This is a genomic window from Plantibacter sp. LMC-P-059a, assembly GCF_030209505.1.
Taxonomy (GTDB): domain Bacteria; phylum Actinomycetota; class Actinomycetes; order Actinomycetales; family Microbacteriaceae; genus Plantibacter.
Genome location: NZ_JARVRZ010000003.1, coordinates 75,263 through 96,115 on the forward strand (window position 1 = coordinate 75,263; position 20,853 = coordinate 96,115).

Here is a 20,853-nt window from a genome sequence, read left to right on the forward strand (position 1 = left end):
CCGACACGTGACTAGATTGGGACCCATGAAGCTCCAGCTCCGCGGCATCACCAAACGGTTCGGCGCACTCACCGCCAACGACCACATCGACCTCACCGTCGAACCGGGGGAGATCCACTGCCTCCTCGGTGAGAACGGCGCAGGCAAGTCCACCCTCATGAACGTCCTGTACGGCCTGTACCAGGCCGACGAGGGCGAGATCCTCCTGGACGACGTCGTCCAGCACTTCCAAGGCCCGGGCGACGCGATGGCCGCCGGCATCGGCATGGTCCACCAGCACTTCATGCTCATCCCCGTCTTCACCGTCGCCGAGAACGTGATGCTCGGCCACGAGCAGACCAAGGGCGGTGGCCGCCTCGACGTCGCAGCGGCCCGCAAGCTCGTGACCGACATCTCCGAGCGGTTCGGCTTCAGCCTCGACCCGGACGCCCTCGTCGGCGACCTCCCCGTCGGCGTGCAGCAGCGGGTGGAGATCGTCAAGGCGCTCTCCCGCAACGCCAACGTCCTCGTCTTCGACGAGCCCACCGCCGTGCTCACGCCGCAGGAGACCGACGAGCTCATGGCGATCATGAAGCAGCTGAAGAGCGAGGGGACGTCGATCGTCTTCATCACCCACAAGCTGCGCGAGGTCCGCGAGGTCGCCGACCGCATCACCGTCATCCGTCTCGGGAAGGTCGTCGGCGAGGCGTCGCCCACGGCGACGAACGCCGAGCTCGCTTCGCTCATGGTCGGACGTCCGGTCGAGCTCACCGTCCACAAGGAGGCGCCGAAGCTCGGCGAGGCCACGTTCCGCGTGCAGGACCTCTCGGTCGTCGACCACCTGGGCCAGCTCGTCGTGAACGCCGTCAGTTTCGATGTGCACGAGGGCGAGGTGCTCGCGATCGCCGGCGTGCAGGGCAACGGTCAGACCGAGCTCACCGAGGCGATCCTCGGTCTGCAGCCCCACACGAAGGGCAGCATCAAGCTCGACGGCGTCGAACTCGTCGGTTCCACCCCGCGGAAGGTGCTCGACGCCGGCGTCGGGTTCGTGCCGGAGGACCGCTCGGAGGACGGGCTCGTCAAGCAGTTCACGATCGCCGAGAACCTCATGCTCGACCGCTCGACGGGTGCGCCCTTCGTGAAGGCCGGCACCGTGCAGCGTGGCTTCCGCGACGACTTCGCCCGAGAGAAGTCGCAGGAGTTCGACGTCCGCTCCCAGGGCATCGAGTCGCCCGCCGGCTCGCTGTCGGGCGGCAACCAGCAGAAGGTCGTGCTGGCGCGCGAACTCAGCCGTGACCTGCGTCTGTTCGTCGCCGCCCAGCCCACCCGCGGCATCGACGTCGGATCGATCGAGTTCGTCCACAAGCGCATCGTCGCGACGCGCGACGCCGGCATCCCCGTCATCGTCGTGTCGACCGAGCTCGACGAGGTCGTCGCGCTCGCCGACCGCATCGCCGTCATGTACCGCGGCGGCATCGTCGGGATCGTCCCGGCCTCGACCCCCAGAGAGGTCCTCGGCCTCATGATGGCCGGCGAACTCCCGGCAGGAGCAGCAGCATGAGCGACACGTCCCACACCCCGCCCGGAACGGTCCAGCCGGTGGCTCCCGGCGAGGCGAAGCCCGACACGACGCAGCCGCGCTCGAACAAGGTGCTGGCCGAGATCCTCAACTCGAGCATCGTCATCTCCATCCTCGCGGTGGTGCTGGCGATGGTCGCCGGAGCCGTCCTCATCGCCCTGACCGACCCGAAGGTCCACGCGGCCGCCGGGTACTTCTTCGCTCGGCCGGGCGACACGATCGCCGCGGTCTGGCAGTCGGCGACCGGCGCCTACGGAGCCCTCTTCCAGGGGTCCATCTACAACTTCCGTCGCCCCGACTTCCTGAACGGCATCCGTCCGCTGACCGAGACCCTCACCTTCGCCACGCCGCTGATCCTCGCCGGTCTCGGCGTCGGTCTCGCGTTCCGCGTCGGGATGTTCAACATCGGTGGCCGTGGCCAGATGCTCATCGCCGCGGCCTGCGCCGGTTGGGTCGGATTCACCCTCGACCTCCCGCCGGTCGTGCACCTGCTCGTCGCCGTCGCGGCCGGCATCGTCGGCGGAGCGTTCTGGGGTGGCATCGTCGGTGTCCTGAAGGCCAGGACGGGCGCGCACGAGGTGATCATCACGATCATGCTCAACTACGTCGCGTTCTACCTCATCACCTTCATGCTCTCCACCCAGGGGCTCCTGCAGGCTCCCGGATCGAACGTGCCGAAGAGCGCGGGGATGGCGGAGAACGCCGTCCTGCCGAAGCTCCTGGGCGACCGCTACAACCTCCACGCCGGGTTCCTCATCGCGATCATCGCGGTCGTGTTCGTGTGGTGGCTGTTCAGCCGGTCGTCCATCGGCTTCCGCTTCCGCGCGGTGGGGGAGAACCCGAACGCCGCCCGCGTCGCCGGGATCGACGTGAAGAACACCTACGTGTACGCCATGCTCCTCTCCGGTGGGCTCATCGGCCTCGCCGGGGTCTCGCAGGTGCTCGGGACCGTGACCTCCGGCTTCGACAACGGCATCGACGCGGGCATCGGCTTCGACGCGATCACCGTCGCCCTCCTCGGTCGGAGTCGGCCGGGCGGCATCCTCATCGCCGGCATCCTGTTCGGCGCGCTGAAGGCCGGCGGGTACTCCATGCAGGCGACCCAGGGCGTCAACGTGCCGATCGACATCGTCCTGGTCCTCCAGGCCCTCATCGTGCTGTTCATCGCGGCGCCGCCGCTCGTCCGCGCGATCTTCTTCCTGCCGAAGCCGGACGGATCGGCGCGCCGCACGCGTCGCGCCACCAAGAAGGAGGTGTCCGCATGAGTGCGTTCACGCTCGACAAGCAGCAGCCCCAGCCCGCTCCAGACGCACCGATCGTCCTCGAGACGGTCGTGGTCCGGAGCTGGAAGGCGCCGATCGCCTTCGGCATCTTCACCGTCATCGCGTTCCTGCTCTTCGTCATCTGGCACCGGGACGGCAACAGCACCTTCCGCCTCTCCAGCGAGGGTGACGTCATCCAGCTGCCGACGGTGGTGCTGCCGTCCACCGTCACGGGCATCGTCGTCACGATCCTCATCGTGGCGATCACCGCGCTGAGCGCCTACCTCGTCACGACCGGCAAGCGCATCCCGCTCTGGCTCATCACCGTGTTCGGCGTGCTCTTCATGGTCGGGTTCCTGTCCTGGGCCGCCGCGGGCAAGGCCATCCCGATCACGGGGCTGCTGCTCGGCACGGTCGCGCTGAGCGTCCCGCTCATCTTCGGAGCGCTCGGCGGCGTCATCTCCGAGCGCGTCGGCGTCGTCAACATCGCGATCGAAGGGCAGCTCCTCGCCGGAGCGTTCTCGTCCGCCTTCGTGGCGTCGGTGACGGGCAACGCCGTGCTCGGGCTGATCGCGGCGATGATCGCCGGCATGCTCGTGAGCTTCCTGCTCGCGGCGTTCTCGATCAAGTACCTCGTCGACCAGGTCATCGTGGGTGTCGTCCTGAACGTCCTCGTCGTGGGGCTCACGAGCTTCCTGTACGCACAGGTGCTCACGAAGAACGAGGCGCTCTTCAACAGCCCGCCGAAGTTCCCGCGCATCAACATCCCGATCCTCAGCGAGATCCCGCTCATCGGGCCGGTGCTGTTCCGGCAGACGATCATCATCTACCTCATGTACATCGCCGTCGCCGTGGTCTTCTACTGCCTCTTCTCCACCCGCTGGGGTCTCCGCCTCCGCGCGGTCGGTGAGCACCCGCAGGCCGCCGACACCGTCGGGATCAACGTGAACCGGACACGCTTCTGGAACGTGGCCCTCGCCGGAGCGATCGTCGGTCTCGGCGGCGCGTACTTCACGCTCGGCTCGGTCGGTGCGTTCAACAAGGAGATGACGGCCGGTGCGGGCTACATCGCACTCGCGGCGGTCATCTTCGGGCGATGGGACCCGCTGAAGGCGACCCTCGCGGCACTGCTGTTCGGCTTCACGCAGAACCTGCAGTTCGCCTTGAGCGCGATCGGTTCCCCGGTACCGAGCGCGTTCATGCTCATGCTGCCGTACGTCGTGACGATCTTCGCGGTGGCGGGCCTCGTCGGCGTCTCCCGGGGTCCGGCCGCGGCCGGCAAACCCTATGTGAAGGGCTGACCGTGAACGACGCATCGACTCCTCCCGCGATCGACTGGGAGGCCCTCCACGGCGCCGCCCGCGAGGCGATGGGCCACGCCTACGTGCCCTACAGCCGCTTCCCGGTGGGCGCGGCGGCACTCGTCGACGACGGCCGGATCATCTCCGGCTGCAACGTCGAGAACGCCAGCTACGGGCTGACCCTGTGCGCCGAGTGCGCGCTCGTGTCCGCCCTGCACATGACGGGTGGCGGACGCCTCGTCGCCTTCGCGTGCGTCGACGGCAAGGGCGAGCGCCTGATGCCGTGCGGACGCTGCCGTCAGTTGCTGTACGAGCACTCGACGGCGGGCATGCTGCTCGACACCGTCTCCGGCATCCGCACCATCGACGAGGTCCTTCCGGACGCCTTCGGGCCTCGCCAACTCGAGGAGTACCACGCATGAGTCCCGTAGAAGCCTTCGACGTCGTCGACCTCATCCGCACGAAGCGCGACCGGGGTGAGCTGACGACGCCGCAGATCGACTGGCTGATCGACGCGTTCACCCGCGGCTACGTCGCCGACGAGCAGATGTCGGCGCTCGCGATGGCGATCCTCCTGAACGGGATGGAACGCCGAGAGATCCGCGACCTCACGATGGCGATGATCGCGAGCGGTGAGCGTATGAGCTTCGCCGCGCTCGACAAGCCGACCTCGGACAAGCACTCGACGGGTGGCGTCGGCGACAAGATCACCCTGCCACTCGCGCCGCTGGTCGCCGTGTTCGGCGTCGCGGTGCCGCAGCTGTCCGGTCGAGGCCTCGGGCACACCGGCGGAACCCTCGACAAGCTCGAGAGCATCCCCGGCTGGCGTGCCGCCCTCTCCAACGACGAGATGATGCGGCAGCTGACCGAGGTCGGCGCGGTCATCTGCGCCGCCGGCTCCGGACTCGCACCGGCCGACAAGCGCCTGTACGCGCTGCGCGACACCACCGGCACCGTCGAGGCCATCCCGTTGATCGCCTCGAGCATCATGTCCAAGAAGATCGCCGAAGGCACGGGGGCACTCGTCCTCGACGTGAAGTTCGGCTCGGGTGCGTTCATGCAGGAGTACGAGCGTGCCGAGGAGCTGGCGCGCACGATGGTGGCGCTCGGCACGGACGCGGGCGTCGCGACGACCGCGCTCCTGACGGACATGAACGTCCCGCTCGGCCTCGCGATCGGCAACGCCAACGAGGTCCGGGAGTCCGTCGAGGTGCTCGCGGGTGGGGGTCCGGCCGACGTGGTGGAACTGACCATCGCGCTCGCGCGGGAGATGCTGACCCTCGCCGGACAGCCGGACGCCGACGTCGAGGGTGCACTGGCCGACGGCCGGGCCATGGACGTGTGGAAGCGGATGATCCGAGCGCAGGACGGCGACCCGGATGCTCCGCTGCCGGTCGCCAAGGAGACCCAGGTCGTCACCGCCTCGCGCGACGGCGTCCTGGCGACGCAGGAGGCTCTGCCCTTCGGTATCGCCGCCTGGCGTCTCGGCGCCGGTCGTGCACGCCAGCAGGATCCGGTCGTCCACGCTGCGGGCATCGACCTGCACGCGAAGCCCGGTGACGAGGTCCGAGCCGGCCAGCCGCTGTTCACCCTGAGCGCGGACGACGGCGCACGGTTCCCCCGGGCGCTCGAGGCGCTCGAGGGCGCGTATTCGATCGCCGACTCGGCCGCTCCGCGCGGGCCCATCGTCCGGGCGCGCATCGAGGCCTGACCCGCCCTCCGGTCCGCTCCGACAGGCCGTGCCCGCTCCTGGTGGGTGACGGCTCGGAGCGGCCCGATGACGCCATGTCGCCGGACGTGCGTGCGCGGTACAGTGAACCCCGTGACCTCTGCAGATGAATCCCCCCTCTCCGGCGTCGACGTCAGCGCGCTGCCCAAGATCTCGCTCCACGACCACCTCGACGGCGGCGTGCGCCCCGCGACCATCATCGAACTCGCGGAGGCGGTGGGCGTCGACGTCCCCGTGTCCGACGCGGACGGCCTCGCCGACTGGTTCTACACCCAGTGCAACGCCGGCTCGCTCGTCGAGTACCTGAAGACCTTCGACCTCACCACCGCGGTCATGCAGACCGAGGAGGGGCTCGTCCGCGTCGCGCGCGAGTTCGTCCAGGACCTCGCGGCCGACGGTGTCATCTACGGCGAGGTGCGGTGGGCTCCCGAGCAGCACCTCACCCGCGGGCTGAGCCTCGACGCGGTCGTGGAGGCCGTCCAGGAGGGCATCGAGCTCGGCATCAAGGACGCCGCCCACACGGGTGCGGACATCCAGATCGGCCAGCTCATCACGGCCATGCGCCACGCCGACCGCGCCCTCGAGATCGCGGAGCTCGCCGTGCGGCACCGCGAACGCGGCGTGGCGGGCTTCGACATCGCCGGCGCCGAGGCCGGGTTCCCGGCCAGCAAGCACCGGCTGGCCTTCGACTACCTCGCGCGTGAGCTCTTCCCGGTCACCGTCCACGCCGGCGAGGCCGACGGCGTCGAGTCGATCCGCAGCGCCCTGCTCGACGGCCGGGCGCTCCGCCTCGGTCACGGCGTCCGCATCGCGGAGGACATCTTCATCGAGCGCGACGACGCCGAGTCCCTGTACGCCACGCTCGGCCCGGTGGCGGAGTGGGTCCGCGACCGCCGGATCCCGCTCGAGCTGAGCCCCCAGTCGAACCTCCAGACCGGCGCGATCGCGGCCTGGGGCGACGACCTCGAGGACCACCCGTTCGACCTGCTGTACCAGCTCGACTTCGCCGTCACGGTGAACGTCGACAACCGGACGATGAGCGACACGAGCCTCACCAAGGAGCTCACGCTGCTCACCGAGGTGTTCGACTACGACCTCACGGACCTCGAGACCTTCCAGCTGAACGCGGCTGCCGCCGCCTTCCAGCCGTTGGAGGTCCGCGAGGCCCTGGCGGACCGCATCTCGGAGGCGTTCGACGAATTCCTCGACGACGACGAGGACTGATCCTCGGCGCGGGTGCCACTCGGACGACCACTCGAGTGGCACACGCGCGGCGGGCTTCCAGCCTCGGAGCGATACGCTTGTCCAGACCCGCACGGGTCGACCGATCCTCTGATTGAAGCGATGCCACTCCCAGATCTCTCTGAAGCGACAATCGCCCTCCGCGTCGATGCGGCGGACTGGCGAGAGGCTATCCGCGCGGCCGGTGCACTGCTCACGCAGACCGGGGCGACGGACGCGGCGTACACGCAGCGCATGATCGACGTGGTGGAGGAGTTCGGCGCCTACGTCGTCATCGCCCCCGGCCTCGCGCTCGCCCATGCGCGTCCCGGGGCCGACGTCCATCAGGACTCCCTCGTCGTCGCGACGCTCGCGGAGCCGGTCCGGTTCGGGCATCCGCACAACGACCCGGTCTCCGTGGTCCTCGGCCTCGCCGTCACGACGGCGGAGTCGCACGTCGGCTGGGTGGCGGAGATCGCCAACGTCTTCAACGACCCGACGGCGATCCCTCGGCTCGCCGCCGCCACCGACGCGGCCGAGGTGCGCGCGGTGTTCCGTGCCGAGCTGCTCGGCCACGGAGGTCCCGCGTGAAGATCGTCGCCATCTGTGGTTCCGGAGTGGGGTCGTCCGCGATCCTCAAGCTCAACGCCGAACGCGCCCTGGAGCGACTCGACCTCGAGGCCGACGTGATCGCCGGCGACATCGAGAGCCTGTCGACGACGGCTGCGGACGCCCAGGTCATCCTGACGTCCCCCGAACTCGTCGAGCGCATCGGCAAGACCTTCGCCGACATCGTCGTGATCGACAACTACTTCGACCTCGCCGAACTCACCGAGAAGCTCGAGCGCGCCCTCGGCTGAGGGCGCGCCGAGCGCCTCGGCGGCCCGACCGTTCGTCGGCGGACCGCGTCCGGTTCCCTGATCCGGCGGACTGGCTAGGCGACGAGCTCGGTCAGCTCGCCGCGCAGCGCGACCAGGCGTGCCGCGACCGTCGCCGCCCGTTCGCCAGCATCGCCTTCGCTCGACTGCACGTCGACGTACACCTTGAGCTTCGGTTCCGTGCCGCTCGGGCGGATCATCACCCGGGTCCCGTCGTCGAGCCACAGCCGGAGGACATCGCTCGGCGGGAGGCCTTCGAAGCCGTCGACGAGATCGTCGATCCGGGTCACCGCCGCCCCGGCGATCCGCGTGGGCGGGAGCTCCCGCAGTGCCGCCATGACCTCGCCGATGCGGCTGAGCTCCGCGTAGCGGATAGAGATCTGATCACTGCCGAAGGAGCCGAAGGTGGCAGCGAACCGGTCGAGCAGACCGGCGACGCTCTCGCCCGCCTGCGCGGCTGACGTCGCGAGTCCGAGGAACGCCACCGCTGCGGAGATGCCGTCCTTATCGCGCACCGTCTCTGGGTTCACGAGGTATCCGAGCGCCTCTTCGAAGCCGAAGCGCATGCCGGGGGTGCGGGAGATCCACTTGAACCCGGTGAGCGTCTCGCGGAACGCGAGACCGTGGGCCTCGGCGACCGTCCGCAACGCCGGTGAGGAGACGATCGAGCACGCGAGGGTCCCCTCCGGTGCCGCATCGCCGTCGAGTTCCGCACTCGCGAGCTGCGCCGCGCGCCAGCCGAGGAGCAGGCCGACCTCGTTGCCGGTGAGTCGTCGGTAGCCGGAGGCCTCTGCAGCGTCCGGGATGGCGATCGCCAGGCGGTCGGCGTCGGGGTCGTTGGCGATGATGAGGTCGGCGCCGGTCGCTCGCGCCGTCGCGAACGACAGGTCGAGGGCGCCGGGCTCCTCCGGGTTCGGGAAGCTCACGGTCCGGAACGTCGGGTCCGGGTCGATCTGCTCCGTGACGAGTTCCGGTGCGGGATACCCTGCGGTCTCGAGGACGCGACCGGTGGTCTCCCAGCCGACGCCGTGCATGGCGGTGTAGACGACACGGAGCTGGTCGCCCGCCGGAGCCGGGGCCACAGCGGCCGTCGCCGCGACGTAGGCGTCGACGACGTCCTCGCCCGCGACCTCGAACGCGTCGCCGCGCGGCAGGTCCTGGACGGACGCCGTGGCGGCGATGCGCTCGATGTGCGCGGCGATCGCCGCATCGGCGGGGGAGACGATCTGCGAGCCCTGGTGCTCGCCGCCGAGGTACACCTTGTAGCCGTTGTCGGCCGGCGGGTTGTGGCTCGCCGTGACCATGACGCCGGCCGACGCGTCGAAGAACCGGACGGCGAAGGCGAGGACCGGGGTCGGCAGCAGCCGGGGGAGCAGGATGGCGCGGACGCCGGCGCCCGACATGAGTTCGGCGGTGTCCTGAGCGAAGACCGCGGAGTTCTTCCGGCCGTCGTACCCGATGACGATGCTCGGGGTGACCCCGTCCGCGGCCTGCTCGAGGAGGTAGGCGGCGAGGCCCGCCGCAGCCTGGGACACGAGCACGCGGTTCATGCGGTTGGAGCCGGCCTCGATGCGGCCGCGCAGCCCGGCCGTGCCGAACTGCAGGCGGGTGTCGAAGCGGTCGTGCAGCTCGGCGACCGCGACCTCGTCGGCGACCCTGGCGCGCTCGACGAGTCCGGCCAGTTCGGCCCTCGTCTCGTCGTCGGGGTCCTGTGCGAGCCACGCCTCCGCGGTCGCGAGCAGCGTCGAGGCGCTCACAGGGCGGCGACGATCTGCGCGAGGAGCTTGCTGATCACCGGCTCGGCCGTCTGACCGGCCTCGATGACCTCGGCGTGGCTGAGCGGCGTCTTCTGGATGCCGGCGGCGAGGTTCGTGATGAGCGACATGCCGAGCACCTCCATGCCGGCCTGACGGGCGGCGATGGCCTCCAGCGCCGTTGACATGCCGACGATGTGGCCGCCGATCGCCTTCGCCATCTGCACCTCGGCAGGGGTCTCGTAGTGGGGTCCGCGGAACTGCGTGTAGACGCCTTCGTCGAGCTCGGGTGCGACCGAGTGCGCGAGGTCGCGCAGGCGCTTCGCGTACAGGTCGGTGAGGTCGATGAACGTCGCGCCCTCGAGCGGCGAGTCCGCGGTGAGGTTGATGTGATCGCTGATGAGGACCGGCGTGCCGGGGGTCCAGTGGTCCTTGATGCCGCCGGCGCCGTTGGTGAGGATCATGATGCCGGCGCCCGCGGCCGCTGCCGTCCGGACGCTGTGCACCACGCGGCGCACGCCGTGGTTCTCGTAGTAGTGGGTCCGGGCGCCAATCACGAGCGCACGCTTGCCGCTCGGCAGGAGGACCGAGCGCAGGGTGCCGACGTGGCCCTCGAGCGCGGGCTTCGAGAAGCCGACGATCTCGGATGCCGGGATGGTCGCCGTGGTCTCACCGATGAGGTCGGCCGCCTTCCCCCAACCACTCCCGAGTGTGAGGGCGATGTCGTGGCGATCGACACCGGTCTTCTCGGCGATCTGACCCGCGGCTTCTCGGGCGATCTCGAAGGGATCGACATCGGACAGATCGAGCGGGTTCGCAGCAGTTTCGGACATCCTCTCACTCTAGACAGGGGCGAGGCCGGACCCCAACCGTGCGGACCCCGCTCATCCGTGCAACCCGGTCGTCGCCGGAGCTCGGAACGGGTTTGGTCCCGCCCCTGGTCGCGCGCGAGAATGGTCGCATGGCCTACGAGTTCGAACGCAAGCAGCGAGTGGCGATCATCGGAGGCGGACCCGGCGGGTACGAGGCGGCGCTCGCCGGTGCCCAGCTCGGCGCCGACGTGACCTTGGTGGAACGGACGGGCGTCGGCGGCGCGGCGGTCATCACCGACGTCGTCCCGTCCAAGAGCCTCATCGCCACGGCCGACGCGGTCGGTGCCATCGGCGAGGCCGCTGATCTCGGTGTGCAGTTCTTCGTCCGCTCGGAGACCACCGGCAAGCCCAGCCGTCCCGAGGTCGCCGTCAACCTCGCCGCGGTCAACAAACGTCTGCTGGGGCTCGCCCGCCAACAGTCCGAGGACATGCGGGCCGGGCTCATCCGGGCCGGCGTCCGGATCGTGAACGGCCAGGGACGCCTCGACGGCCCGAACGAGGTCATCGTCTCGACCGACCGCTCCGCAGGGACCGACTTCGACCGCATCGAGGCCGACACCGTCGTCATCTCCGTGGGCGCGAGTCCGCGTCAGTTGCCGTCAGCGCTGCCGGACGGCGAGCGCATCCTCACCTGGACCCAGCTGTACAACCTCACCTCGGTCCCCGAGCACCTCATCGTCGTCGGCTCCGGTGTCACCGGCGCCGAGTTCGCCTCCGCGTACACGGCACTCGGGTCGAAGGTCACGCTCATCTCGAGCCGCGACCAGGTCCTTCCGGGCGAGGACGCGGACGCCGCGGCCGTCATCGAGAACGTCTTCAAGCGCAACGGCATGACGGTGCTGTCGAAGTCCAGGGCCGACTCGGTCACCCGGACCGAGCACGGCGTCGTCGCGACCCTCTCCGACGGCCGGACCGTCGAAGGCTCGCATTGCCTCATGGCGGTCGGTTCGGTCCCGAACACCGCCGGGATCGGGCTCGAGGAGGCCGGCGTCCAGCTGACCGACTCCGGTCACATCCGCGTCAACCGGGTGGCCCGGACGAGCGTTCCCAACATCTACGCCGCCGGCGACTGCACGACGTTCCTGCCGCTGGCCTCCGTCGCCTCGATGCAGGGGCGCACCTCGATGCTGCACGCCATGGGCGACGCGGTGAACCCGACCGAGATCCGCAACGTGGCCGCGAACATCTTCACGCAGCCGGAGATCGCGACCGTCGGCTGGACCCAGAAGCAGATCGAGGACGGCATCGCGCAGGGCGAGATCTACAAGCTGCCGCTGGCTCAGAACCCTCGCGCGAAGATGATGGGCATCAAGGACGGCTTCGTCAAGCTGTTCGCCCGCACGGGCAGCGGCACGGTGATCGGCGGGGTCATCGTCGCGCCGAAGGCCAGCGAACTCATCTTCCCCCTGGCGTTGGCCGTCGAGCAGCGCTTGAACGTCGACCAGGTCGCTCGGGCGTTCACGGTGTACCCCTCGCTCACCGGGTCGATCACCGACGCCGCGCGGGCCATGCACATCGTCGAGTAGTCCGGCCGGTCGCGCTCCCGGGCTCAGGCGGTGCGGTTGGCGAGCACGATGCGCGCCACGGCCACCCGTGAGCGCACCGACCACGCGGTGAACACCGCGCTGAGGTGCTTCTCCACGGTCTTGCGGGAGATGCCGAGGGTCGCGGCGATCTCGTCGTTCGACAGCCCGTCGGCGACGAGTTCGGTGAGGTCCCGTTGCCGGGGCGTGAGCGGCGTGTTCGGGATGGGGACGGCGCTCAGCGGGAGGGTCGCCGGCAGTCTCGAGGGGAGCTGACGCCGGGACACGATGCCGAACGCCGCGAGCACCCGCGTCACGTGGGCGTCGACGGTGCGCGAGGAGAGCTGCAGGACGGAGGCGATCTGCGCCGTCGAGTTGCCCTCGGCGGAGAGGAGGGCGACCTCGCGCTCACGGGGTGACAGACCGTCCCAGCCGGATCCGGCGATCGGGGCGAGACGTCGTCCGATGGCCTTCAACTCGCGGGCGGCAGATCGGGTCGCCGCGGTGTGTCCGCCGCGATCGGCCTGCTCGGCGAGGGCGGACAGTTCACGCACCGCCTGCGTGCGGTCGGACATCGCGATGAGCGCGCGGGTGGCGAGGATCTCCCCGATCCCGGCCTCGAGCATGCGCCCGTCCGCGAGCGCCCGCGTCGCCGCCGTCCGGGCGAGGGTGAGCGCCCGGGCCGGGTCGCCCCGTAGCAGTTCCAGCTTGCACTGCATGCGCAGGATCGCCGGGCCGGGCACCCGTCGGTCGACGTCGTCGGCGATGAAGCCGATGAGACGTTCCAATTCGACGACGTCACCGTCGACGAACGCGCTGGCGACGAGCAGTTCGATCGCGAGGGCCCGGTCCTGGACGGACAGCCCGCTGAAGTCGTTGCCGGACGCGCTCCGAGCGAGTGCGGCGGCACCGTGGTCGTCGGCGAGCGCGGCCAGTCCGTACCCGACGAGGAGGTAGCAGGTCGTCTGGAAGGCGCCCGTCGGTTCGGGGATGGCGTGGCGGACCCGCCGAGCGAGGGTCCGGGTCGCCCCCTGCTCGGCGCGGTTCCCCGCGACGAGGCACTGGACGGCCTCCGCGTAGAGCCTGGTCGGCTCGCTGGAGGCCCGTTCGAACATGACGAGCGCGGCCGCCTCGGCATCGGCGACGCGGCCTTCGTTGAGGAGGAGTCGCGCGACGACGCCGTCGACGAGCGTGCGGAAGAGCCGGGTGGGCGTTGCGGCGATCTCCTCGCTGAACGCGTCGGCGAACCGGCGCGCCAGGTGGATCAGCACGTTGACCACCGCACCCTCGACGAGCAGATAGCCGACGAGCCAGGCGACTGACGGTTCCACGTCGCCACCGGCTTCGACGAGTGACATCGCCTCCTCGAAGCAGCCCTCGAGGATCGAGTCCGGCGACCGGTCGGACCCGAGCGCGAGCCCGGCCGCGCCGAGCGCGAGGAGTCGGGTCGTCCGGTCGGCACCCGCGGAGGCGGTGACGGCCGCCGCTGCGTCCTGTCGGCAGCCGATGAAGTCCGCGGCCGTGAAGCGTGCGTAGGAGCGCAGTGCGAGCAGCCGAGGGTCCGCCTCGACACCCGGCACCGCCTCGAGCAGGGCGATCGCCCCGGAGGCGTCGAAGTTCGCCACACGATCCAACGCGTCTTCGAGGAGGTCGGCTGCTGACACCTGCTCAGCGTATCGTCGCCTCGAGCCGGGCGGCGCCTTCGACTGAACGACGGGTCAGCTGATGGTGAGCAGCTGGTGCCCTGAGGAGACGGTCGTGCCGACGGTCGCGTCGATCGCGCCGACCGTACCGTCCTTGTGCGCGGTGATGGGCTGCTCCATCTTCATCGCCTCGAGCACGACGACGAGGTCGCCCTTCACCACGACGTCGCCCTCCGCGACCGCGAGCTTCACGATCGTCGCCTGCATCGGGGCGGAGACGGCGTCACCGGTCGCCGCGGAGACGACCGTGGAGCCGCCACGACGGTGCGGGGCCGGGGCGGCGACGGGTGCGCCGACGTTCAACCCCAGCTGACCACCCGGGAGACTGACCTCGAGCCGCTTGCCGCCGACCTCGACCACCACGGTGGATCGTGTCGCAGGCACCTGCTGGGCGTCGATGGAGCCGTCCCACGGTTCGATGTCGTTGACGAACTCGGTCTCGATCCAGCGCGTGTACACGCCGAAGGTGCCGTCCTCCGCGGTGAACGCCGGGTCGCGGACGATCTTCCGGTGGAAGGGGATCACCGTGGGGAGTCCGGCGACCTCGAACTCGTCGAGGGCGCGGCGGCTGCGCTCGAGCGCCTCCTCGCGGGTGCGACCGGTGACGATGATCTTGCCGAGCAACGAGTCGAAGGCGCCGGAGATCGTGTCGCCGGCGGTGACGCCGGAGTCGAGGCGCACGCCAGGGCCGCCGAAGGTCTTGAAGACGTGGATGGGTCCGGGCTGCGGGAGGAAGCCGCGTCCCGGGTCCTCACCGTTGATGCGGAACTCGAAGGAGTGGCCGGTCGGCTTCGGGTCGTCGTAGTCGAGCACGCCGCCCTCGGCGAGGCGGAACTGCTCGCGGACGAGGTCGATGCCGGTGACCTCCTCGGAGACCGGGTGCTCGACCTGGAGTCGGGTGTTGACCTCGAGGAAGGAGACGGTGCCGTCCTTGCCGATGAGGAATTCGCAGGTACCGGCGCCGACGTAGCCGACCTCCTTGAGGATCGCCTTCGAAGCGCGGTAGAGCTCGGTGTTCTGCTCCTCGGTGAGGAACGGTGCCGGTGCCTCCTCGACGAGCTTCTGGTGGCGGCGCTGCAGCGAGCAGTCGCGGGTGGAGACGACGACGACGTTGCCGTGCGCGTCGGCGAGGCACTGGGTCTCGACGTGTCGCGGCTGGTCGAGGTACTTCTCCACGAAGCACTCGCCGCGTCCGAACGCGGCGATCGCCTCACGCGTGGCGGACTCGAAGAGCTCGGCGACCTCCTCGCGTTCGCGGGCGACCTTGAGGCCGCGTCCGCCGCCACCGAAGGCGGCCTTGATGGCGACCGGCAGGCCGTGGATGTCGACGAAGTCGAGGACCTCCTCGGCGCCCGAGACCGGGTTGAGGGTGCCGGGCGCGAGCGGGGCACCGACCTTCTCGGCCACGTGGCGGGCGGAGACCTTGTCGCCGAGGCGTTCGATGGCCTCCGGCGACGGACCGATCCAGATGAGGCCGGCGGCCATGACGGCGCGCGCGAAGTCGGCGTTCTCGGCGAGGAACCCGTACCCGGGGTGCACGGCGTCGGCGCCGGACCGTCGGGCGATGGACAGGAGCTTGTCGATGACCAGGTAGGTCTCGGCGCTCGTCGTCCCGTCGAGGGCGTAGGCCTCATCGGCGAGGCGGGCATGCATGGCGTCGCGATCCTGGTCGGCGTAGACGGCGACGGAGGCGATCCCGCTGTCCTTCGCGGCTCGGATGACGCGGACGGCGATCTCGCCACGGTTGGCGATGAGGACCTTGGTTATACGTGGCACAGTCCACGAGCCTACCGGGAGGGCCGGGTCGGCTTTTGGACCACACGCACAGAAAAGCCGGGGGAACGACGTACGACTCCTACAAGCGCGTCGGCCTCACAGGGCTCCGGCGCGGTTGCGGAGCTCGTGCCAGTCGTGTCCGAGGGTGCGGACGAGACGCCGGAGTGTCGGCAGGGACAGGCCGACGACGGTGGACGGATCGCCGTCGATCCGGGTGATGAAGGCTGCACCGAGGCTGTCGATGGTGAACGCACCGGCGACCTCGAGCGGCTCACCAGAGGCGATGTACGCGTCGATCTCGGCATCGTCGAGGTCGTCGGCGAAGGACACGTCCGCTGAAGCCACGGCGCCGACGCCCACCGGCGATGGCCGCGTGCCGTCGATGAGCCAGTGGCCGGAGTACAGCGTCCCGGTCCGCCCGCGCTGTGCCTGCCACCGCTCGCGCGCCCGCTCGGCCGTGTGCGGCTTCCCGTGGACGACGCCGTCGAGGACGAAGACCGAATCGCCCCCGAGGAGGAGGCCGACCTCGTCGCCGCGATCGACGACCACCCGCAGCGAGGCCTCGGCCTTCGCCCGGGCGAGGAGTGCGACGACCGCTTCCGGGGTCAGCGGCGCTCCGGCGGCGAGCGAGGCGTCCGCGACCGCCTGGTCCTCGTCGACGGAGGAGGGGACGACGACCGGTTCGATGCCGCTCGACCGCAGGAGCGCGAGCCTGGCCGGGGACGTTGAGGCGAGCGTGAGACGCACGACGGTTCCTTCCGGGAGGACGGTGGACCCCCGCCGGTCACCCGTGTGACATGCTCGACGCATGAGCACGACGACTGGACGCACCGTGGAACTGGACATCACCAACGTAGCCCACGGGGGTGTGTTCGTCGCTCGGCACGAGGGCCGCGTGGTCTTCGTCCCCGACACCCTGCCCGGTGAGCGCGTCAGGGCCCGCATCGTCGACGAGAACGAGAAGCGGTTCTGGCGGGCGGAGACCCTGGAGGTCCTCACGCCGTCCGAGCACCGCCGCCCGCATGTCTGGGCCGAGGCCTCCGTCGACCGCGAGCCGGGCGAACGGGCCGGCGGAGCCGAGTTCGGACACATCGACCTGGCCCACCAACGCGCCCTGAAGCACCAGGTCCTGGCCGAAGGCCTCGAGCGCTTCGCCGGGGTCGCGCCCGAGTTCACCGTGTCCGCGGTCGACGGCGAGACGCCCGACGGCACGCGGTGGCGCACCAGGGTCTCGCTGCACGTGGACCAGCACGGCAACATCGGTCCCTACGCCGCACGGTCTCACCAGGTCGTCCCCGTCGACGACCTGCCGCTCGCCATCGAGGCCGTCGCGGACGCGGCGCGGCTCGAGGAACTGCCGCACGGCACCACGTCGATCGACATCGTCGCCTCCTCGACCGGCGCCGTCCGCGTCCTCACCCGTGCCGACGAGGCCGGAGGCGGCGACCGGCGACGCGGGGGCGGCCGTGGTCGACGTGGCGGCCCGAAGCCGGTCCGTCCGGCGGCCGATCCGATCCGTGAGCTCGTCGGCGACCGCGAGTTCATCGTCGACGCGAACGGGTTCTGGCAGGTCCACCGCCAGGCGGCGGCGACCCTGCAGCAGGCCGTCTCCGACGCGATCGACGACGCCCGCTTCGACGCCCGCGCCGCGAACCTCGACCTCTACGGCGGCGTCGGACTGTTGGCCGCCGGCGTGGCCGACCGCTTCGGCTCCACCACGCGCATCACGACCGTCGAGAGCGACGAGCGCGCCACCGAGTACGCCGGGGAGAACCTGTCCGAGTGGGTCGGCGCGCAGGCGGTCACCGCGAAGGTCGACGCCTTCCTGCGGTCGGAGATCGCCTCGGGCAGCCGCATCGAGCGTTCCCGCTACGCCACCGCGACGGTCGTCCTGGACCCGCCGCGGTCCGGCGCCGGCGCGGAGATCGTCGCGATGCTCGGCGAACTGCGCCCCGCGTCGATCGTCTACGTCGCCTGCGACCCCATCGCCCTTTCGCGCGACGTGGCCCTGCTGGCCGAGCAGGGGTACGAACTGGGCCACCTGGCCGCCTACGACCTCTTCCCGAACACCCACCACCTCGAGGCCGTCGCCGGCTTCACCCGCACGGCTTGAACGGCGAGCGCCCCGGCGGACCGACTCGCTCCACGGCCGTCCCGCCCGACGGGTCCGGCACTCGCTACGATGGTGCCGTGGTGACCGTCGCAATCATTGATGATCACGAGTCCGTCCGGCTCGGGATCGAAGCGGTGTGTGCGCACGCCGGGTATCAGGTCGTGGCGAGTGCCCCGACCGCCGTCGAGTGCATCGCCGCGCTGAACGGAGTGGTCCCCGACGTCGTCGTGCTCGACCTCTCCCTCTCCGACGGCAGCACCCCGACGACGAACATCCAGGCGGTGCAGGCGGTGGGCGCGCACGTGCTCATCCACTCCATCGCCGACCGGGTGGCGCTCGTCCGCGAGGCGCTGGCCGCCGGGGCCTCCGGGGTGATCCCGAAGTCGTCACCGACGGACACCGTCATCGCCGCCATCGCCACCGTCGCCCGCGGCGAGGCACTCAACAACATCGAGTGGGCCAGTGCGATCGACGCCGACAGCGACTTCGCCCGCGCGCAACTCGGCCGCCGCGAGCGCGACGTCCTCCACCTCTACGCCTCCGGCCTGCCGTTGAAGACCGTCGCCATGCAGCTCGGGATCGCCTATTCGACGGCCCGTGAGCACATCGACCGCATCCGCGTGAAGTACGTCGAGGTGGGCCGTCCGGCTCCGACGAAGGTCGACCTGCTCCGCCGCGCGGTCGAGGACGGGATCCTCCCCGGCCTCGATCAAGGCGGGACGGATGTCTCCTAGCTTCCGGGCACCGACCAGGCATCCCGCGATCCCCGCGGACACGAAGGATGCCCAGGCTCAGCGCCGGATGCTGAACACCGCCAACTTCGAGCGCCTCCTCGGCCGATCGGTCGCGATCATCGGGCTCGTTTTCGGCCTGCAGACCGCGTTCACCACCCTCGGCCAGGGTGTCCAGATCGACGGCTGGATCGGCGTCCTCTATGTCGTGGCCGTCTTCGGGTCCATGGGCGTGGCGATCGGCTGCTGCTTCTTCCTGTGGCACCATCGGCTCGCATCCGGCGTCTTCGCGGCGGTGTTCTTCGTCGCGCTGCTCATCTGGCCCGCGGTGAACGCACCGGCGCCGGCCGACATCAACCAGGAGCCGTGGATCTGGTACCTCTGCACGATCGCGGTCGCCTTCGCCTGTGTCCCGCTCAAACTGCGCGGAGCGATCGTGTACCTCGTGGTCACCTCGCTGATGTACGGCGTGAACCGCATCATCGACGCCGACTTCGCGCCGGCCTCCTGGGAGATCGGGACACTCGACGCCTCGTACGCGACGATCATCGGCGGTCTCATCGTCGTCCTGGTGGGCCTCTTCCGGGTGTTGGCGGGCCGGGTCGACGTGGCCAGGGCCGCCGCGCTGTCGACCTACGACGCCGCCGTCAAACAGCACGCGACGGAGGTGGAGCGGGTGGAGGTCGATTCGATCGTGCACGACAGCGTGCTCGCCTCCCTGCTCGCGGCCGACCGCGCGATGACACCCAAATCCGAAGCCCTCGCGGTGATGATGGCCAGGGTCGCCATCGAGCAGCTCGAAGGGGTCGGCGCGCCGATGACGAACGAGGACGAGGTCACGGGCCTCGCGGAACTCGTCGAGCGCCTGCGCGGAGCGGCGTCCATGCTCGGCGAGCCGTTCGCGGTCACGACCGAAGGGGCGTCCGGCCGGGTGCTCCCGGTCACGGTCGCGAACGCGGTGTACTGGGCGACGGTGCAGGCGATGGTCAACAGCGTGGAGCACGCCGGGCAGGGCGTCGCGCGCAGCCTGTCGATCGAGGGCACGGTGTCGGGCGGCGTATGTGTGATCGTCAGCGACGACGGCGTGGGATTCTGCCCCGACGCGGTCGCCGAGGAACGACTCGGACTCAAGGTGTCGATCGTCGAGCGCATGGCCGGCGTCGGTGGCCGTTCGACGGTGCTCTCCCGACCCGGTGAGGGTGCTGTCATCCGGATCGAATGGTCTCCGGAGGACGCCTCATGACCCCGGCCCCGCGGTACGCGCTCGTCATCCTCGCCGCCCTGTTCTCGGCCTACCATCTGCTCCGTGCCGCCTTGACCCTCGAGACGCCACGCGAAGCCGCCCCGGTGCTCATCGCGATGCTCGTCTACGCGGTCGCGAGCGTCCTCAGCCTCTGGCCGATGGGGTCGACCCGGATGCCCTCCTGGCTCGCCAGCCTGAACCTCGCGACCGCCATCATCGTCCCCCTCCTCGTGACGAGCCAGCTGGACCCCACCCGGAACAACGGCTACGCCACCTGGCACGTGGCCTCGATCGGGACGCTCATGACGATCACGGTGGTCCGGCAGCGGGAGCTGGTCGCGTACCTCGGGATCATCTTCCTCACCGTGCAGTCCCTGCTCTGGGCCGGCCCCGGCCTGGCGCTCGGGATGGGAGTGACGGGCAGCCTCATCTGGGTCGTCCTCGCGAGTGTGCTCACCCGGTCGATCGCCGGCGCCCAGCACGACGCCGAGCGACTCACCCAGGCCGAGCACGCGACGTCGGACTGGCAGGCCGCCCAGTACGCCCACGTCCACGAACGACGGCGACGCTTGAGCCAGACGGGTCGGCTCGCCACACCGATGCTGCGCACGATCATCGCGAACGGCGGCAGGCTCTCGGTCGCCGATCGGACGGAGTGCCGGACGCTGGAGGCGAGCCTCCGCGACGAGATCCGGGGCCGCCACCTCCTGAGCGACGCCGTGCGCGCCGAGGTCCTCGCCGCTCGTCGTCGGGGCGCGGTCGTGAACATGCTCGACGAGGGTGGTCTCGAGGAGCTGGACGCCGAGGTCCTCGACGCGATCCACGCGCAGATCGCCGAGACGCTCGCGGCTTCAGCCGCGACGCGCCTCATCGTGCGCAGCGTGCCGGACGACGACCGCGTCGCGGTGACGGTCGTCGGGCTGCGGGCCGTCCCGCGTGCTCCCGGCGTCGCGCCTGGCCCCGACGACGATGACGAGGATCTCGACGTCTGGCTCGAGATCCCGCGGGACGGGTCGCGCGCGGATGTCGGACGCCAGGCGGCCTCCGGATCCGAGTGATCCCCGAGCGGAACGGCCGGTCGATCGCGAGCAGCGTCCGATCGGAAAGAGTGCCGGTGCGGAGGACGACGCGTTAACGGGAAGGAGGGCCAGCACCCGATGCTGGCCCTCCATGGCGTTCGTGGGTCAGA

The 20,853-nt window shown here is 70.3% G+C and carries 18 protein-coding genes; 13 read left to right on the forward strand and 5 right to left on the reverse strand.

Annotation, left to right across the window (positions count from 1 at the left end):
* The first annotated feature begins 25 nt into the window (after nucleotides 1-25).
* From QRN27_RS07690 to QRN27_RS07725, 8 genes are all read left to right on the forward strand, one after another.
* Nucleotides 26-1,540 (forward strand): ABC transporter ATP-binding protein, encoded by a 1,515-nt coding sequence (locus QRN27_RS07690; RefSeq protein WP_056012902.1) that lies wholly within the window; start codon nucleotides 26-28, stop codon nucleotides 1,538-1,540.
* On the forward strand, nucleotides 1,537-2,823 hold the full coding sequence (locus QRN27_RS07695; RefSeq protein WP_285041493.1) for an ABC transporter permease: 1,287 nt from the start codon (nucleotides 1,537-1,539) through the stop codon (nucleotides 2,821-2,823). The genes QRN27_RS07690 and QRN27_RS07695 overlap by 4 nt, the downstream gene beginning before the upstream one ends.
* Complete coding sequence (locus QRN27_RS07700) at nucleotides 2,820-4,121, forward strand: ABC transporter permease (RefSeq protein ID WP_285041495.1); 1,302 nt, start codon at nucleotides 2,820-2,822, stop codon at nucleotides 4,119-4,121. Before QRN27_RS07695 ends, QRN27_RS07700 begins: the two co-directional genes overlap by 4 nt.
* A 2-nt stretch (nucleotides 4,122-4,123) precedes the next feature.
* Entirely contained in the window at nucleotides 4,124-4,543 is a 420-nt protein-coding gene (locus QRN27_RS07705; RefSeq protein WP_285041496.1) for a cytidine deaminase, read from the forward strand.
* Nucleotides 4,540-5,832: a thymidine phosphorylase gene (locus QRN27_RS07710; RefSeq protein ID WP_285041497.1), complete on the forward strand. Its 1,293-nt coding sequence runs from the start codon at nucleotides 4,540-4,542 to the stop codon at nucleotides 5,830-5,832. The genes QRN27_RS07705 and QRN27_RS07710 overlap by 4 nt, the downstream gene beginning before the upstream one ends.
* 66 nt (nucleotides 5,833-5,898) lie before the next feature.
* Nucleotides 5,899-7,074: an adenosine deaminase gene (locus tag QRN27_RS07715; protein ID WP_502929487.1), complete on the forward strand. Its 1,176-nt coding sequence runs from the start codon at nucleotides 5,899-5,901 to the stop codon at nucleotides 7,072-7,074.
* A 120-nt stretch (nucleotides 7,075-7,194) separates the two neighbouring features.
* Complete coding sequence (locus QRN27_RS07720; protein ID WP_285041501.1) at nucleotides 7,195-7,662, forward strand: PTS sugar transporter subunit IIA; 468 nt, start codon at nucleotides 7,195-7,197, stop codon at nucleotides 7,660-7,662.
* Nucleotides 7,659-7,931, forward strand: coding sequence for a PTS sugar transporter subunit IIB (locus tag QRN27_RS07725; protein WP_056012886.1), 273 nt, complete (start codon nucleotides 7,659-7,661; stop codon nucleotides 7,929-7,931). The genes QRN27_RS07720 and QRN27_RS07725 overlap by 4 nt, the downstream gene beginning before the upstream one ends.
* Before the next feature lie 74 nt (nucleotides 7,932-8,005).
* Here QRN27_RS07725 and QRN27_RS07730 read toward each other — a convergent pair whose 3' ends face one another.
* Together QRN27_RS07730 and QRN27_RS07735 are read right to left on the reverse strand one after the other, a co-directional pair.
* Entirely contained in the window at nucleotides 8,006-9,706 is a 1,701-nt protein-coding gene (locus QRN27_RS07730; RefSeq protein WP_285041503.1) for a phospho-sugar mutase, read from the reverse strand.
* Entirely contained in the window at nucleotides 9,703-10,536 is an 834-nt protein-coding gene (locus QRN27_RS07735) for a purine-nucleoside phosphorylase (RefSeq protein ID WP_285041505.1), read from the reverse strand. Before QRN27_RS07735 ends, QRN27_RS07730 begins: the two co-directional genes overlap by 4 nt.
* 128 nt (nucleotides 10,537-10,664) lie before the next feature.
* Between QRN27_RS07735 and QRN27_RS07740 the strand changes: the two genes are divergently transcribed.
* A complete protein-coding gene (locus QRN27_RS07740) occupies nucleotides 10,665-12,101 on the forward strand; it encodes an NAD(P)H-quinone dehydrogenase (protein WP_056012877.1) in 1,437 nt (478 codons plus the stop codon).
* A 23-nt stretch (nucleotides 12,102-12,124) separates the two neighbouring features.
* Here the strand turns inward: QRN27_RS07740 and QRN27_RS07745 are convergent, their stop codons facing one another.
* From QRN27_RS07745 to QRN27_RS07755, 3 genes are all read right to left on the reverse strand, one after another.
* A complete protein-coding gene (locus QRN27_RS07745; protein ID WP_285041507.1) occupies nucleotides 12,125-13,762 on the reverse strand; it encodes a helix-turn-helix transcriptional regulator in 1,638 nt (545 codons plus the stop codon).
* Between the two features lie 54 nt (nucleotides 13,763-13,816).
* Nucleotides 13,817-15,577, reverse strand: coding sequence for an ATP-binding protein (locus QRN27_RS07750; RefSeq protein WP_285041509.1), 1,761 nt, complete (start codon nucleotides 15,575-15,577; stop codon nucleotides 13,817-13,819).
* A gap of 96 nt (nucleotides 15,578-15,673) precedes the next feature.
* Nucleotides 15,674-16,324 carry a Maf family protein gene (locus tag QRN27_RS07755; RefSeq protein ID WP_285041510.1) on the reverse strand — a complete coding sequence of 217 codons (651 nt, stop codon included), beginning with the start codon at nucleotides 16,322-16,324 and terminating at the stop codon, nucleotides 15,674-15,676.
* A gap of 61 nt (nucleotides 16,325-16,385) precedes the next feature.
* Here QRN27_RS07755 and QRN27_RS07760 point away from each other — a divergent pair, with 61 nt between their 5' ends.
* The 4 genes from QRN27_RS07760 (at nucleotide 16,386) to QRN27_RS07775 (ending at nucleotide 20,722) form a co-directional block, all read left to right on the forward strand.
* Complete coding sequence (locus QRN27_RS07760; protein WP_285041512.1) at nucleotides 16,386-17,690, forward strand: class I SAM-dependent RNA methyltransferase; 1,305 nt, start codon at nucleotides 16,386-16,388, stop codon at nucleotides 17,688-17,690.
* 77 nt (nucleotides 17,691-17,767) lie between these two features.
* Nucleotides 17,768-18,424 carry a response regulator transcription factor gene (locus tag QRN27_RS07765; RefSeq protein ID WP_056012862.1) on the forward strand — a complete coding sequence of 219 codons (657 nt, stop codon included), beginning with the start codon at nucleotides 17,768-17,770 and terminating at the stop codon, nucleotides 18,422-18,424.
* The gene (locus QRN27_RS07770) at nucleotides 18,414-19,664 is read left to right on the forward strand and encodes a sensor histidine kinase (protein WP_285041514.1); all 1,251 of its coding nucleotides are present in this window, start codon (nucleotides 18,414-18,416) and stop codon (nucleotides 19,662-19,664) included. Before QRN27_RS07765 ends, QRN27_RS07770 begins: the two co-directional genes overlap by 11 nt.
* Nucleotides 19,661-20,722: a DUF8320 family protein gene (locus QRN27_RS07775; RefSeq protein WP_285041516.1), complete on the forward strand. Its 1,062-nt coding sequence runs from the start codon at nucleotides 19,661-19,663 to the stop codon at nucleotides 20,720-20,722. Before QRN27_RS07770 ends, QRN27_RS07775 begins: the two co-directional genes overlap by 4 nt.
* Nucleotides 20,723-20,853 lie beyond the last annotated feature (131 nt).

Bases quoted from the DNA above. Each gene is read 5' to 3' on its own strand.
- QRN27_RS07690 (WP_056012902.1), top strand. From the start codon at position 26: ATGAAGCTCCAGCTCCGCGGCATCACCAAACGGTTCGGCGCACTCACC.
- QRN27_RS07695 (WP_285041493.1), top strand. From the start codon at position 1,537: ATGAGCGACACGTCCCACACCCCGCCCGGAACGGTCCAGCCGGTGGCT.
- QRN27_RS07700 (WP_285041495.1), top strand. From the start codon at position 2,820: ATGAGTGCGTTCACGCTCGACAAGCAGCAGCCCCAGCCCGCTCCAGAC.
- QRN27_RS07710 (WP_285041497.1), top strand. From the start codon at position 4,540: ATGAGTCCCGTAGAAGCCTTCGACGTCGTCGACCTCATCCGCACGAAG.
- QRN27_RS07715 (WP_502929487.1), top strand. From the start codon at position 5,899: ATGACGCCATGTCGCCGGACGTGCGTGCGCGGTACAGTGAACCCCGTG.
- QRN27_RS07720 (WP_285041501.1), top strand. From the start codon at position 7,195: ATGCCACTCCCAGATCTCTCTGAAGCGACAATCGCCCTCCGCGTCGAT.
- QRN27_RS07735 (WP_285041505.1), bottom strand. From the start codon at position 10,536: ATGTCCGAAACTGCTGCGAACCCGCTCGATCTGTCCGATGTCGATCCC.
- QRN27_RS07740 (WP_056012877.1), top strand. From the start codon at position 10,665: ATGGCCTACGAGTTCGAACGCAAGCAGCGAGTGGCGATCATCGGAGGC.
- QRN27_RS07760 (WP_285041512.1), top strand. From the start codon at position 16,386: ATGAGCACGACGACTGGACGCACCGTGGAACTGGACATCACCAACGTA.
- QRN27_RS07770 (WP_285041514.1), top strand. From the start codon at position 18,414: ATGTCTCCTAGCTTCCGGGCACCGACCAGGCATCCCGCGATCCCCGCG.
- QRN27_RS07775 (WP_285041516.1), top strand. From the start codon at position 19,661: ATGACCCCGGCCCCGCGGTACGCGCTCGTCATCCTCGCCGCCCTGTTC.